This window comes from Chitinophaga sp. Cy-1792, assembly GCF_011752935.1.
Taxonomy (GTDB): Bacteria; Bacteroidota; Bacteroidia; order Chitinophagales; family Chitinophagaceae; genus Chitinophaga.
On sequence record NZ_VWWO01000001.1, the window covers coordinates 2,111,112 to 2,126,564 of the forward strand.

12 protein-coding genes, 1 tRNA gene and 1 riboswitch are annotated in these 15,453 nt (G+C 45.4%); of the genes, 10 read left to right on the top strand and 3 right to left on the bottom strand.

Going from position 1 to position 15,453, the window contains the following annotated elements:
- Positions 1-47 precede the first annotated feature (47 nt).
- Complete coding sequence (locus F3J22_RS08685; protein ID WP_167016197.1) at positions 48-2,414, bottom strand: TonB-dependent receptor; 2,367 nt, start codon at positions 2,412-2,414, stop codon at positions 48-50.
- Positions 2,415-2,425: 11 nt separating this feature from the next.
- A riboswitch (TPP riboswitch) is annotated at positions 2,426-2,519 on the bottom strand.
- Positions 2,520-2,668: 149 nt separating this feature from the next.
- Here F3J22_RS08685 and F3J22_RS08690 point away from each other — a divergent pair.
- The 5 genes from F3J22_RS08690 to F3J22_RS08710 all read left to right on the top strand — a co-directional run bounded on the left by F3J22_RS08690 (position 2,669) and on the right by F3J22_RS08710 (position 6,149).
- Complete coding sequence (locus F3J22_RS08690) at positions 2,669-3,079, top strand: single-stranded DNA-binding protein (protein WP_167016198.1); 411 nt, start codon at positions 2,669-2,671, stop codon at positions 3,077-3,079.
- A 136-nt stretch (positions 3,080-3,215) separates the two neighbouring features.
- A tRNA-Met gene (locus tag F3J22_RS08695) sits at positions 3,216-3,287 on the top strand.
- A 198-nt stretch (positions 3,288-3,485) separates the two neighbouring features.
- Positions 3,486-4,358, top strand: coding sequence for a GTPase Era (gene era / locus F3J22_RS08700; RefSeq protein WP_240155024.1), 873 nt, complete (start codon positions 3,486-3,488; stop codon positions 4,356-4,358).
- Positions 4,359-4,530: 172 nt separating this feature from the next.
- Positions 4,531-5,844: a ribosome biogenesis GTPase Der gene (der, locus tag F3J22_RS08705; protein ID WP_167016200.1), complete on the top strand. Its 1,314-nt coding sequence runs from the start codon at positions 4,531-4,533 to the stop codon at positions 5,842-5,844.
- 32 nt (positions 5,845-5,876) lie between these two features.
- Positions 5,877-6,149 carry a hypothetical protein gene (locus F3J22_RS08710; RefSeq protein ID WP_167016202.1) on the top strand — a complete coding sequence of 91 codons (273 nt, stop codon included), beginning with the start codon at positions 5,877-5,879 and terminating at the stop codon, positions 6,147-6,149.
- 231 nt (positions 6,150-6,380) lie between these two features.
- Here F3J22_RS08710 and F3J22_RS08715 read toward each other — a convergent pair whose 3' ends face one another.
- Together F3J22_RS08715 and topA are read right to left on the bottom strand one after the other, a co-directional pair.
- The gene (locus F3J22_RS08715; protein ID WP_167016204.1) at positions 6,381-7,253 is read right to left on the bottom strand and encodes a transglutaminase-like domain-containing protein; all 873 of its coding nucleotides are present in this window, start codon (positions 7,251-7,253) and stop codon (positions 6,381-6,383) included.
- 53 nt (positions 7,254-7,306) lie between these two features.
- Positions 7,307-9,661, bottom strand: coding sequence for a type I DNA topoisomerase (gene topA, locus F3J22_RS08720; RefSeq protein WP_167016206.1), 2,355 nt, complete (start codon positions 9,659-9,661; stop codon positions 7,307-7,309).
- Between the two features lie 219 nt (positions 9,662-9,880).
- Here topA and F3J22_RS08725 point away from each other — a divergent pair, with 219 nt between their 5' ends.
- From F3J22_RS08725 to F3J22_RS08745, 5 genes are all read left to right on the top strand, one after another.
- Complete coding sequence (locus tag F3J22_RS08725; protein ID WP_167016208.1) at positions 9,881-10,648, top strand: Rossmann-like and DUF2520 domain-containing protein; 768 nt, start codon at positions 9,881-9,883, stop codon at positions 10,646-10,648.
- 48 nt (positions 10,649-10,696) lie between these two features.
- Positions 10,697-11,218: an HAD family hydrolase gene (locus tag F3J22_RS08730; protein WP_167016209.1), complete on the top strand. Its 522-nt coding sequence runs from the start codon at positions 10,697-10,699 to the stop codon at positions 11,216-11,218.
- 42 nt (positions 11,219-11,260) lie between these two features.
- Positions 11,261-12,202, top strand: coding sequence for a geranylgeranylglycerol-phosphate geranylgeranyltransferase (locus F3J22_RS08735; RefSeq protein ID WP_167016211.1), 942 nt, complete (start codon positions 11,261-11,263; stop codon positions 12,200-12,202).
- Entirely contained in the window at positions 12,203-12,772 is a 570-nt protein-coding gene (locus F3J22_RS08740) for a Maf family nucleotide pyrophosphatase (RefSeq protein ID WP_167016213.1), read from the top strand. It begins immediately after the preceding gene.
- Positions 12,773-12,924: 152 nt separating this feature from the next.
- On the top strand, positions 12,925-15,438 hold the full coding sequence (locus F3J22_RS08745; RefSeq protein WP_167016215.1) for a LamG-like jellyroll fold domain-containing protein: 2,514 nt from the start codon (positions 12,925-12,927) through the stop codon (positions 15,436-15,438).
- The last annotated feature ends 15 nt before the right edge of the window (positions 15,439-15,453 follow it).

A 15,453-nucleotide genomic window follows, 5' to 3' on the forward strand; every position in this document is an offset into this window, starting at 1 on the left:
AAATACTGGCAGGAGTTTTTTGTATCTGGGGTTAGGATATGGTCTGGTTAAAAACCTATATTCACCCCAAAGAAGAAGTTAAATCCTGCCATCGGGTAATAGTAATTATCTGGTTGTACTTTGCCATTTACATAGGTACCATAGGTACTTCCGTTAGGCTCGTAGAGATTATTAAAGATATTGTTCAGCATCAGTTGTACGCCCAGTTCACGGAACAGCGGCTGCGGAATGATATAGTTAAAACGCAGATCGCTGACGAAGTAAGGATTCAGGCTGCTGGCCTTGTTGCCGGTATTATCCATATACTGTCTGCTCACATATTTTCCTAACAGGTCTATATTCAGATTTTTGATAGGCTTCGCAGTAAACATATAACCACCTACGAAAGCAGGGGAGAAGGAAATATTGGTGTTACCGAATTCCAGCGTATGTGCGTCGTAGTTAGCATCGTAGTATACACCGCTGAAGTTAAGTACTTTATTCTGACTCAAGGCGGCATTAGCGCTGAAACTGAATACCTCATTGAATTTCACGTTTCCTTGTACTTCAACTCCCAGGCGATAGCTTTTAGGAATATTGGTACGTACATAGGCGCCTACGTCATTCAGCTTTCCTGTTTGTACTAACTGATTTTTGTAATTCATGTAGTATACATTGGCCTGTAAACTAGCTTTACGGCCGCTCCAGCTGTAACCGGCTTCGAGGTCGCGGAGCATTTCAGGCTTAGGCTCGTTGGCACCGATGTTGGATTCAAAGTCGGTGCGGTTAGGCTCTTTGTGACCTATTGCAAAGCTGGCGAATAAACGGTTAGCCGGATTGATGAAATAGTTCAGTCCTACTTTAGGATTGAAGAAGTTATAATTCACGTGTGGCTTGTAATCAGGTGCAGATTCAAAGCCATTCATGTTATAGCGCACGTTCCTGTATTGCATATCTGCAAAGGCTTGCAGCGCGCTGGTGATTTTATATTGTCCTTTCCAGTAGATGTTGAAATCATTTTTATCTGCCGGAAAACGGTTGTATTCATAATCTTTGTCGATGCCGGTGTATGCCCAGATTACTTTGTCGTAATGCTGGCCTTCATAGCGGTTCCAGCCACCACCCAGACTCCAGTTGAATTTTTCCGCTGTATAGTTCAGTGAGAAAATGCCGCCGTAGAAATAGTTGTCTAACCAGAGCTGACGGACTAAATCAGTAGTATCGATGGTAGCGCCATTGATGTGAACAGGTTGTAAGCCGTAATCCGCCAATGCCTGCTGGCCTTTGTATTCCTCATAGTAGCCACGGCCGCGGGTAAGGTGCCCGGCCACGTTGAAGTTAAAGTGGCTGTTGATTTCCTGGTTGAGGAATAACTGGTAATGGTCCTGTTGATAGTTATCTGTCTGATTATCGTAAGGAGCACCTGGTTTCTCTGTACCTGCGGGATTATAGGTGCGGTCTGTTTTTAGTAAGGCTTCCGGAACGCCATACCATGCCTGGTAAGTTTTTTCTTTACCAGAGAAGATATTTAAGCGGATAGCAGTTTTTTTGGAGATATATGCTGCGGAGGTATAAAACGATTTCAGGTCAGATGAAGCGCGGTCGATATATCCGTCAGAGGATATTCTGGAAAGACGTGCATCGATGGTGAAGTGGTCGTTGATCAGTCCGGAACCTGCTTTGACAGTATTTTTCCAGGAGTTGAAAGAACCAAAGCTGTTGCTGAGTTCTCCGTAGGCTTTGTCGTGGTACTCATTGGTGCTGAGGTTGAGTGTGGCACCGAAGGCGCCTGCGCCGTTGGTGGAAGTACCTACGCCACGTTGCAGTTCAATACTGCTGACAGAGCTGGCGAAGTCGGGCATGTTCACGAAGAAGGTTCCCTGTGATTCCGCATCATTGATAGGAATACCGTTTACGGTTACGTTGATGCGGGTGATATCAGAACCACGCACGCGCATATTCGTATAGCCGATACCGGTACCTGCGTCGGAGTTGGTCACTACGGCAGGGAGTTGGTTGAGCAGTATGGGCAGGTCCTGGCCAAGATTTTCTTTCTTGATTTCTTCAGCAGAAAGGGTGCTGTTGACGAAGGGAGAATTCTTCCCTGCGCGGAGGCTGCTGATCTCTACCTGTTTTACGAAGAGGCCGGTTTCTTCCAAAGAGAAATCGACTTTCGTATTGTCGTCGGCGTTAATGCTGACAGTATAAGGCTTAAATCCGATATAGCTGGCCTGCAGTTTATAATTGCCTTTCTTTTTCAGCTGAATGCTGAAGTGTCCTTTGTTATCGGTAAGTGATCCGTGTTGGTTGACAGATACGGATACTCCTTCTAGTGGCTGGCCGTTTGTTTTGTTTGTAACGGTACCGGTTACGACGGATTGCGCCTGTACGATACCTGCTGTACCCAGCAGTACCCACAACAGTAACTGTTTCATGTATAAGTATATATTTCTGTTTTTCACTTTCCTAACCAGCATTACCTGGTCCAGGTTCTTTGGGTGTGATCTCAGCCTGAAAGTAAGGCACCCCATGTGAAAACGGCAGTAAAGCCGATTTCCGTTACAAAGGTATGCAGGTATACACGAAAAAAATAAAATATTTTTTCCGGTTAGGATTTTTAGGTATTTTCAATGTCTTCCCTGTGTCATCGTCAATAATTTTTTTGTTAACCAATTAATCAGTTATTGAGATGATTAAACTTCAGTTGATTGGCCATTTGGGCCGTGATGCCATTGTACGTGAGGTAAATGGTGTTGCTGTTTTAAACTTTACCATTGCGGTGAATGAGCGTTTCAAGAACGCTGCCGGCATTTTACAGGAGCGTACTACCTGGGTGGACTGCAGCCTGTGGGAGCGCAATAATATGGCGCCTTATCTGCAACAGGGCACGATGGTATTCGTAGAAGGTGCTCCCCGGGTGGAGGGCTATATCAGTAATAATACTGGTGCTATCGGCGGTGCTTTGCGGCTAAAGGTGCTGCAGCTTCAGCTACTCAGCCGCAAGGACGAAGAACGTAAAAAGGTAGCCATCGCTACTACGCCGCCGGAGCTGGTGAGTGTTCCTGAACAGGAATTACCAGCCGATGATTTACCGTTCTGAGCGGTAAATTAACCCGCCTGATCCATTTCTGCATTATGGTATTTCAACTATTAATCAATTAGTTATGAAGATATTTTTTGATTTTATTCAAAAATATTTGGTGGCAATTGAAATTATCCTATCTTTGCACCCTCATTGCGAGGTAGAGCAGAGGTAGCTCGTCGGGCTCATAACCCGAAGGTCAGTGGTTCGAATCCGCTCCTCGCTACAAAAAAGAGAGCCTTCTCTACTCAGTAGAGAAGGCTTTTTTTATTGGTACAAGCGCTGCCTTTCCAGTTGGTGTTTGATGATCTCTTTATAGAGATGATAAAATAGAATAAGCGCCGAAGGCGCTATCTTTGCCTTTCAGCTCCTTGTAGGGCAATGTGTGAATTCACTCGGGGGAAACAATTTTTTAAATAGGGATATGATGCATAAAGCAGGTTTTGTAAATATTTTTGGTAAGCCCAATGCGGGAAAAAGTACGTTGTTAAACGCCATCATGGGCGAAAAACTTGCTATTATCTCGCCTAAAGTACAAACTACCAGACATCGTATTACAGGTGTACTCACCGAACCTGGCTACCAGATCGTATTTTCTGATACTCCTGGTATCATCGACCCTAAATATAAACTGCACGAGAAAATGATGGGTGCCGTGAAATCAGCGCTGGAAGATGCTGACGTAGCCCTCCTGATCATGGACTGTCGTGATAACCTCGAAGAAAATCTCGAACTCTTCAACTCGCTTAAATTAAAAGTACCCAGCATTCTTATCCTCAACAAAATGGATAATCTCTCTAAAGAAGAGATGGAACAGCTGGTAGCAAAATGTAACGAGTGGGGTAAAGCAAAAGCGGTAGTACCTATTGCCGCCAAACAGCAGAAAAACGTGAAAGAGCTGCTGGCTACAATCGTAGCAATGCTTCCTGAAGCGAACGCATTCTATCCGGAAGATACTTTAACGGATAAGTCTACACGCTTTTTTGTAGCAGAAATGATCCGTGAAAAAATCTTCCAGCTCTTCGAAGAAGAGATTCCTTATCATACTACAGTAATCGTTACGCAGTTCCAGGAAAAGGATACGCTGACAAAAATTACTGCTGAAATAATTGTTACCAGAGAATCACAGAAAGCCATCATCCTTGGAGAAAAAGGAAAGTCTATCCGTGAGATCGGTACCAGGGCCCGTCAGGATATTGAGAAATTCATTGAACGCAAAGTATTCCTCGAACTGTTTGTTAAAGTAAGAGGTAAATGGCGCGACAATGATCTCTTTTTGAAAGAATACGGGTATTAATCATTAATAAATTCCTGTGAGAGAAAACTGATGGTGATTTACGCGAAGCGACCACCGCGCGGAGCGCGGAACAAACCAAATCGTAACCGAAGGTTACGATTTATGAATTCGCAAAAATCTACTATTTAGTCAAGCTGGCAGGTGATTACGAAAATCATTTAATAAAATTATTATGGCAGGATTTACCATTGCTATTGTTGGACGTCCGAACGTGGGTAAGTCAACATTGTTTAACCGTTTATTGGAACAGCGTAAAGCTATCGTTGATGACCAGAGCGGTGTAACCCGTGATCGTCAGTACGGTATTGCAGACTGGAACGGCAAAACTTTTAACGTGATCGATACCGGTGGATTTGTTGCCGGCAGTGATGATGTTTTCGAACGCGAAATCCGCAAACAGGTGAAGATTGCTATGCAGGAAGCAAACCTGCTCATCTTCATGACGGATGTAACTACTGGTATTACTGACCTGGACAGCGAAGTGGCAGACTTGCTGCGTCGTAGCGCCAAACCGGTTTACCTGGTAGTAAATAAAGTAGATAACCAGCAACGTCAGCTGGAAGCAACAGAATTTTATAGTCTTGGCTTCGAAAATATATTCTTCCTCTCTTCTATGAGTGGAAGTGGTACCGGTGAGTTGTTGGATGATGTGGTTTCTCACATCACAGACGATATGGGTGAGGCTACTATGGAAAATGATATTCCTAAAATTGCCATCATTGGTCAGCCAAATGTGGGGAAATCTTCCCTGTTGAATGCACTGATTGGGGAAGAACGCAACATTGTGTCTGATATTGCCGGCACTACCCGCGATACCATCCACACACACTACAACATGTTCCAGAAAGAATTTATGTTGATAGATACTGCTGGTATCCGCCGCAAAACCAAGGTACAGGAGGATTTGGAGTTCTACTCTGTCATCCGTGCCATTAAAGCGCTGGATGAGGCAGATGTGGTAATGCTGTTGTTAGATGCTGAAAAAGGTATCACGGCACAGGATTTGAATATTTTCAGCCTGGCCGCAAGAAAAGGAAAAGGTATTGTGGTGCTGGTGAACAAGTGGGATCTCATGGAGAAAGCGACCAATACTGCCAGAGATTACGAAAAAGAGTTGAAAAACCGTCTTGCTCCATTCTCTGATGTGCCAATCATCTTTACTTCCGTAACTGAAAAGCAGCGTATTTTCAAAGCGATTGAAGTAGCCCTGGAAGTGTACGAGAACCGTACCCGTAAAATCCAGACTTCTAAGTTGAACGATGTGATGCTGAAAGCAATTGAAGCATACCATCCGCCGGTGGTTCGTGGTACGCCTATCCGTATCAAGTACGTAACGCAGATACCTACGCATACGCCAGCATTTGCGTTTTTCTGTAACCTCCCTGACGATGTCAAGGCGCCATACAGAAATTACCTGGAAAACCAGCTCCGTAGCCATTTCGACTTTAAAGGAGTGCCAATCAAGATCTTCTTCAGAAAGAAATAATATTGCAGTTGTAGGTATTAATATTTTGTAATTTGAATTTTATTAATACCTTTGCGCCGGTTTTAAAAAACTATAAACAACACAAAATGAAAAAAGTATTTGTATTCGCAATCGCTGCTGGTATGTTCTTCGTAGCTTGTAATGGTGGTAAATCTGCTTCTACTGACTCAACTGCTACTGCGCCAGTAGACACTATGGCTGCTGCTCCAGTTGCAACTCCAGCTGATTCTTCTGCTGCTGTTGACACTGCTGCTAAAGCTCCAGTTGCTGATTCTGCTGCTGTTGCTGCTCCAGCTGCTAAGTAAGAGATTATTTTATAATAATATCTTTCTTGCAAGAAATTGAGAAGTCCATCGCTAGTCGATGGACTTTTTAATTTGTACCATACACAAGATACATCCTCCTTTGTCGCTGCTAAGCGAAGCGTTCCCCGCCCCGGAGGGGCGGAACGAAAAAGCCGATAGCGAAGCTATCGGCTTAAAATAATATCAAATTTCCGCGCGAAGCGCGGCGGCTACCGCCGGGAAATAATCGATTTAATCCTCCAGCATACTGCTCAGGTTAGCTAACTCATCCTGCCTGTACCTGTCTTTATCCTCTTTAAAGCATTTCGCCAGCTCATCTATGAGCAACTGAATCACTCTTTTGTTAGACTGTGGCTTGAAATAACTAGGCACAGAAGGTACTGAAACCCTTTTCAGGTAGGTGTCTACATCCTGCTGGGTGTAGATCTGTCCCTGGATGGGATCTATAAAGAACAGTATCCTGTAGTCGTCTGGTTCTATTGGCTCCGAGAAATCCACGAAGGAGTCGAAATAGGCCAGTATGAACTGACGGGGAATATTAACGGCATATACCGGCAGATCGAGCATACTGCACAGTGCCTGGTAAATGATACCGTTGGTAAAAGGATTGCCTTTTTTAGACTCTATCACCTGGTTGATAAAGAACTGGTTCTTGCGCTGGTAGGAGACTTCTTCTCCTTTCAGGCCGAAATAGTTATATATCATGCTGTTCAGCACATTGATCTGTTCCAGTGGAGTCAGATAATTATTTAGTTCCAGCCAGATATTACGTTTGATACGTTCTATCTCTGTCATTACCTGGGTGGGCGACAAGTCAGGGAACTGATATTTGGCAATGAGAATGGCACCTTCCAGTAATTCCGGCATTTCCAGCTGACTCCAGGCGCGCAGGGCGCCTTGCAGGTCCTGGTAATGTACCCGGTGGATAAGCAGTTCTATTCGCTCCTGTATTGATTCCTCAACTGTATTCTCCCACAGGTTTTCCAGGTTAGGAATGATTTCCTTGCCATAGAGTAATATCTTATTGGCAACGGTATCAAAAACTTCCTGATCCGGATCATCCAACAGGTGGAACAAAGCGTTTATTTCTCTGTTTTCGCGCATGTCAACTGTGTAACAATGGTCAATCTCTCCGCCAGTATGTCCGGAGCCGAGGGTTACTCGGCTTTCTTCTTCCTTGGCGGAGCTTTCTTTTTAGGAGGATTGGCTTTCGCTTCTTCGATAATAGCTTTTGCTTCTTCTACCGTTATGTCGGCGGCCTGGTCTATCTTTTCCTTTGGAATTTTGAAATTCTTCAGGCCTTGTTTGATATATGGACCATAAGGACCTTTTAAAATCTGGATTTTTTCTTTTTCAAATACCTTGATGGTACGTTCGTCTTTGGCAGTGCGTTTTTCAACGATCAGCGGTGCGATTTCGTCCAGCTCAACGGTGTAAGGGTCCATTTCTTTTTTCAGGGAATAGAACTTCTTATCATGTTGTGCATAAGGACCGAATCTGCCGATGTTGATGATTACGTCTGAATCTTCGAACTGGCCGAGGTTACGAGGCAAACGGAATAATTCCATTGCATCTTCCAGGCTGATGGTTTCGATGCTCTGGGTAGGTTTCAGCTTGGCGAAGCGTGGTTTTTCCTCATCTTCTGCCTGACCGATCTGGATCATCGGGCCATAGCGGCCCATACGTGCCACGATTGGTTTGCCGGTAGATTCTTCTACACCCAGCTGGCGTTCTCCTTTTACGCGCTCGGCGTTTTCGAGGGTATTGGCCACATCTTTATGGAAAGGCTGGTAGAATTCTGCCAGCATATCGTTCCAAACCTTTTTACCATGGGCGATTTCATCGAATTCACCTTCAATCTTTGCAGTGAAACCGTAGTCCATTACAGAGTTGAAGTATTGGTTCAGGAAGTCGGTCACGATCATTCCAAGGTCTGTCGGGAACAATTTAGACTTTTCCGCTCCGGTATTTTCGCTGTCGGTATTTTTTGTGAGTTTATCTGCTTTCAGCGTCAGGATGCGGAATTCTCTTTTTATGCCTTCCTTGTCCCTTTTTTCCACGTATCCGCGTTTCTGGATGGTGGTAATGGTAGGTGCATAAGTAGATGGGCGGCCGATGCCAAGCTCTTCGAGCTTTTTCACGAGGCTGGCCTCTGTATATCTTGGTGCAGGACGGGAGAAACGCTCGGTAGCTTTCATTTCCTTCAGGTCCAGCGACTGTTTTACGGCCAGTGGAGGTAAGGAACCTTCCTGTGTATCGTCTTCATTGACATCTTCATCATCGTGGCTCTCCATATATACTTTGAGGAACCCGTCGAATTTCAGCACTTCACCACTGGCAGTCAGCTCTTCGTGGTTGGTGGAGATATCGATTTTTGCGATGGTTTTTTCCAGTTCAGCGTCCGACATCTGGCTGGCGATGGTACGCTTCCAGATGAGCTCATAGAGTTTGCGGGCATCGCTGTCGTCTACGGTGGTATTTTCCATGTAGGTAGGACGGATGGCCTCGTGCGCCTCCTGGGCGGACTCGTTTTTATTCTTGAACTTTCTGTACTGGTGGTATTTCTCTCCGTAATTACCTACGATCGCTTTCTGGATATCTCCGATCGCGGTATCAGACAGGTTGACAGAGTCCGTACGCATGTAGGTAATGTTACCGCTTTCGTAGAGTTTCTGTGCCAGCAACATGGTTTTGGATACGCTGTATCCCAGTTTGCGGCTGGCTTCCTGCTGCAGGGTGGAGGTGGTAAAAGGGGCAGCCGGGGATTTCTTTCCTGGCTTAACCTGGATATCCTTTACCGTATATGCGGCGCCTACACATTGTGTGAGGAATTTCTCCGCATCTTCGGCTGTTTTGAACTTGTTGGGGCCTTCAGCTTTGAAGGAAATGCTCTTACCGTTAATATCTTTACCGGTAAACCAGGCTTCTACTTTGAAGGTACTGGTGGCGTTGAAGGCATTGATTTCTCTTTCTCTTTCAACGATGAGGCGTACAGCCACAGACTGTACACGACCGGCGGAGAGCGAGTTACGCATGCTCATCTTACGCCAGAGAACAGGAGAAAGCTCAAAGCCTACGATTCTATCCAGTATACGGCGGGCCTGCTGTGCATTTACGCGGTCCATATCCAGCTTACGTGGATGTGCTACCGCATTTTCAATGGCAGGCTTGGTGATTTCGTGGAAAACAATACGTTTGGTATTTTTTGGATCAAGGCCTAAAACCTCACACAAATGCCATGAAATGGCTTCCCCCTCACGGTCCTCATCCGTTGCCAACCATACCTCGTCGGTATCTTTGGCCAGCTTCTTCAGGTCTTTTACAACCTTTTCCTTATCTTCCGGTATAACATATTTTGGCTTGAAGTTATTATCGATATCAATCCCCATGTCGTCCTTCTCCAGATCACGGATGTGACCAAAGCAGGATTTGACTTCAAAGTCCTTTCCCAGGATCTTTTCAATGGTTTTGGCCTTTGCTGGGGACTCAACTATAACTAAATTTTTTGCCATGTATGCTTCTTTAATATGCTGCTAAATACGCAATTTTTCGTAAAATAATAGCCTTACGAATTCTGCAAGTATAAAAAAGTACCTTGAAAATAAAAAATAAGGTATCATTAATACTTTAAATTCACTCGTAATGTAAGGAAAAAAACGACTACCACCGTAAACGCAGTATATTGGCGGTTTGAATCCCTCATTATCTACATTATAATTAAAAAAATAATAATGGATATTGTTATTATCGGAACGGGAAATATCGCTCACTGTTTCGGACACCTGCTGAAAATTCACGGACACCAGATTACGCAGATCATTGGAAGAAACCCCGATCGTGCTGCCGAATTGGCGGAAATGCTTCATGCTCCCTTTACGACCGATTTGCTGGATATTAATATGGAGGCAGACATGTACCTCCTGGCGGTATCAGACGCGGCGTATCCCATGTTAAATGACGAATTACGCCTGGGCCGCCGTATGGTTGCCCATACTGCCGGCGCCGTTCCGCTGAGTGCCATCTCCCGGATATCTTCCAACATCGGCGTAATATACCCGCTGCAATCTATACGTAAGGAAGTAAAAAATTACCCGCCTATACCGATTATGCTGGAGGCCAGTAATGATGATGTGCTCAAAAGACTACAGGCCCTGGCCCAGAGTATCGCCTCCAGGATCGAAGTGACAGATTCCCATCAACGCCTCCAATATCACCTGACAGCGGTATTGTGCAATAACTTCACCAACCACCTGATCGCAAGGGCCAAAGCCTACTGCGATCATGAACAGCTCGACTTCACCCTGCTGCAGCCCATCATACGGGAAACCTTCGACCGGCTGGAGAAATATCCCCCGGAGTCGGTACAGACAGGCCCGGCCATCCGCCAGGACGAAGCTACCATGGAGCTGCACCGGAACCTGCTGGCCAACGACGAATACCTCCAGCTGGTATACACCGTTCTGTCGGACAGCATCTATAACTTCCATGAAAAGCGATAGGGACAGTAGGTGCGTGTTAGTGCATTATTCGTATTTTCGCCACCGACTATGAACATATTATCACTTTTTAAGCCGGTAACCACCTTCGTACTGGATGTGGATGGTGTGCTGACAGATGGCACCCTGCAATTATTACCGGGAGGGGAAATGTCCCGCAGAATGAATATTAAGGATGGCTATGCCATGCAGCTGGCGGTTAAGAAAGGTTATCGCGTAGTGATTATTTCAGGTGGCAAATCTGAAAGTGTGGTCAGCCGGCTACAAGGCCTGGGCATTAAAGATATATATGTAGGCGTGCAGGATAAGAAAGAAAAACTGCAGGATTACGTATTTGAGAATGATCTTCGCTGGGATGAGATATTATATATGGGAGATGATATCCCCGATTATGCCCCTATGCAACTGGTAGCCCTGCCTACCTGTCCTGCAGATGCGGCGCCTGAAATTAAAAGTATTTCCAGGTATATCTCCCCGTTAGGCGGCGGACAGGGTTGTGTCAGAGATATTATGGAGAAGGTACTGAAGCTGAATGGCCACTGGCTGCTGGACGAAGGCATTGCTTCAAAATAACCTGTATCTCCCGACAAATTATATTAGAAAACAATTTATCCCATGAAGCTCTGGGCTGCATTTTTTAAATTAATCAGATATCCCAATCTGCTTTATATCGCCCTCACACAGTTTCTGTTGCAGTACTGTGTAGTAGCGCCTGTAATGCATAGTTACGGGGAGGAACCTTCCCTGTCTGTGGGTCAGTTCATATTGCTTTGCCTTTCTACGGTATTAATTGCTGCTGCCGGCTATATTATCAATGATTATTTTGATATTAATATAGATATCGTCAACAAGCCCGACAAAATGATATTGGATAAGGTGATCAGCCGTCGCTGGGCGATGGCCTGGCATACCATATTAAATATGACGGGCGTGTCGCTGGGCTTTATCGTTGCCTGGGGTACCGGCCAGATTTACCTGGGCTTCATCCAGGTGATCTGTTCCCTGTTGTTGTGGTTTTATTCTACCTCTTTCAAAAGACAGGCTTTAATCGGTAATGTGGTGACCTCCCTGCTCACAGCACTGGCAGTGGTAGTGGTAGGTTTCTACGAAAAGCAGATTTACCATAGCCTGGAAGCCATTATGGCTCCGGTAGGCCGCAAGCTGATACAGATCATTGGCGTATATGCCCTGTTTGCCTTTATCATTTCCATGGTCCGTGAAATCGTGAAAGACCTGGAAGATATGATCGGCGACAGCAAAGATGGTTGTCGCACCATCCCTATCATCTGGGGGGTGTTGGCCGCAAAACGCTTCTGTAACATATTACTGCTGGCTTTACAGGTAACCATTATTTTAGTAGAAATACGTGTATGGATGTTTGGCTGGTACCTGGCCATCGGCTACCTGCTGCTTTTCGTGCAGCTGCCATGTATCTATGTGTATATGCGATTAAAAGCCGCCAACACAGCAGCGGAGTACCATAAAGTGAGCTCACTGGTGAAACTGGTGATGCTGACGGGTATCTTATCTATGATCTTCTTTAAACTATTTCTATAAATGTATAATGGTGCGCCGGTGATACTGGCTTCACAATCTCCCAGAAGAAAACAATTACTGGAACAGGCGGGTATTCCGTTTACCATTAAGGTAGCTGATACCGACGAATCTTTTCCTGAAACCATGCCTATCCCGGAAATACCGGTATACATTGCACGTCAGAAGGCTGCGGTAATACAGGCATTGTCTGCCCCAACGGATACCATTGTAGCTGCTGATACGGTAGTGGTATTGGACGAGACCATTATAGGCAAGCCTAAAGACCGGGAAGATGCTATCCGCATACTGACTGCGCTTAGCGGAAGAGAGCATCGGGTAATCACCGGTGTGGTGATTGTCAGGGGAGATAAGGAAATTGCGTTTTCCAAAGAAACAGGTGTTTTCTTCAAACCGCTTACACAACCACAGATAGAATTCTATATAGATAATTACAAACCTTATGATAAAGCCGGCGCCTATGCTATCCAGGAATGGATCGGTGCCGTGGCGATTGATAAGATCGAAGGCTGCTTTTATAATGTCATGGGCTTGCCGGTGAGCAGGGTAGTAGAGGAACTGGAACGATTCTAATCCAATAGATTATAACAGCGGGTGTATCAAAAGCTTTTGGTACACCCGCTTTTTTTATGTCTGCATGTGTAAAAATACTGTCCGGAATTTTAGTATTTGTTAACCGTTTATTATATTAGATAGATAAGAACCCTCGACTTAAACCCTGAACAATGAAACGTATCTACCTGACCCTATGGCTACTGGCATGCCTGTATGTAGCTAATGCCCAAACTAAAAAAGTATTACTGATAGGTATCGATGGCACCCGCTGGGATGCTGTGCTGGCAGCCAATGCGCCTGCATTGGACTCGTTAATGACCAAATCAGTATTTACCCTGGATGGATTAACAGAAACACCCACCTGGAGTGCAGTGGGATGGAGCGCTATGCTCACCGGCGTATGGAGAGCCAAGCACGGCGTTTATGATAATACCTTTACCGGTGCGAACTTCAGCGCTTATCCGTCTTTCCTGCAAAGAGTAAAGACAGCGACGCCCTCGCGCAGAATTGTTTCTATCTGTCATTGGGCGCCTATCAACACCTATATCATAGACGGCATAGACCAGGAATCTAATCCCACTACTGACCTGGCCGTCAAGAATGCTGTAGTGGCTGAACTAACGACCAATAATCCGGATGTATTGTATATGCATTTCGATGACGTAGATGAAGCTGGCCATAGCTATGGCTTTTCGCCTACGGTGCCGCAATATGTAAGCGCTATTGAAGAAATAGATGGATATATTAAAGAGATCATGATAGCATTAAGAAGCCGTAGTACTTATGCCAATGAAGACTGGCTGGTGGCGGTTTCTACAGATCATGGCGGTAATATGGCCGGTCATGGAGGAAGTAGCCTGGAAGAGCGGAATATATTTGCCATCTGGTCTAACAGCAAATTTACACCGCAGCAGATCAGAAAAGATACGGTAAGCTTTAGCATGGCGGGCAGTTATCTCTCCTTAAGTAATGGCAGCTATCTTAAACCAGGAAGTAGTACTTATAACTTCGGCGCCTCGGCCGACTTTACCATAGAATGCCGGGTGAAACTAAACAGTGGTTTTGCCGGCGATCCCGCTATCATCAGTAATAAGAACTGGGCCAATGGTAAAAATAAGGGGTTTGTGCTGGCGGCAATAAATGGTAATTCCTGGAAGGTAAATGTGGGGGATAGCACCAATCGCGTAGATATGAGTGGTGGTATTATTGCTGATGGAAAGTGGCATCACCTGGCAGTTTCATTTGACAGGGATGGTTTAGTAAAGATGTATGAAGATGGGACGCTTATTAATAGTGCATCTATGGCAACAATAGGTGATATAAGTACCGCTTATCCACTTGCCATCGGCCAGGATGGTACGTTGGCCTATAGTAAGGTGATGGATGGAAATATTGCAGAAGTGCGTATATGGGATAAAGTGATCCCGGAAAGTGAGTTGATTACCTGGATGTCGAAACCGGTGACCAGTGCACATCCATCTTACAGTAGTCTGCACAGTTACTGGAAAGGAGCGGAAGGCACAGGTAGCAGCTGGACAGATTACGCCGTAGCAGGTAATAACGCCACTTTGTATGGTACACCAGTCTGGCAGGCGGCAGCAGTACCGCCACCGGCGTTGGTATTTGGCAGTGGCGCTTATGCCAGGCCGGCGAGTGGCACTGCTTATCAATTTGCAACAGGTAATTTTACGTTGGAATGCCGTGTTAAAACCAGCTCCTGGAGCGGTGATCCTGCTATCTTGTCTGACAAAAACTGGAACAGTGGTAATAACAAGGGATATATTCTGGCAGCCAGCAGTGGTGGGCAATGGAAAGCAAATATCAGCAATGGCACTACCCGTGCAGATGTTAATGGAGGTGTAATTGCAGATAATCAGTGGCATCATATTGCGGTTTCAGTAAATCGCGGTGGTTACATGCTCACTTATCAGGATGGCGTGAAGGTAGACAGTGTTTTACTGGCCGGCGTGACAGGAACTATTGCCAGTGGGCTGCCTTTTGCGATTGCACAAGATGGCACACTAACTTATGCTTATCCGTTTACAGGTAGTATTGCTGATATTCGTATATGGAGTACTGTTGTTTCCGGAGCAACCCTGAATACCTGGAAGAATATGGATGTTACCAGTGCTCATCCCAATTATAGTTCCCTGGCGGGTTACTGGAAAGCGCATGAAGGCAGCGGTAGTACGCTGACTGATGCCAGCAGCGCAGCAAATAATGCTGCTGTAACCAATCCAAACTGGCAGACAGGCGTGGCCCAGACAACGTTTGTCTATAATGTCTATACCAATACGCCCAGGCAGGTAGATATGGCTGTAAGCTGTCTGGATTATCTCGGTATTCCTGTCAATAGTAGCTGGGGACTGGATGGTAAAAGCTGGATACCTGCCACCAATGCGTTGAACACGGCTAAAATTGCAGCTACAGGCCTTGATCTGGCGGTAATACCCAATCCGGTAAGTGAAACTATTACCGTTCAGGTGAAGTCGGACAGGCAGCAAGCCAGTGAATGGGTGTTATATAATATGGCAAAACAGCCGGTGAAAAGCAAACATCAGCAGCTCAATAAGGGTGTGCAGACCGTAGAGATGGGCGTCGCTGATCTTTCGGCAGGGATGTATATCCTTCAATTGAAGGCGGCTGCAGGTAATGTAGTTGCTAAGGTGATGATTGTAAGATAATATTTCAGACGGAGC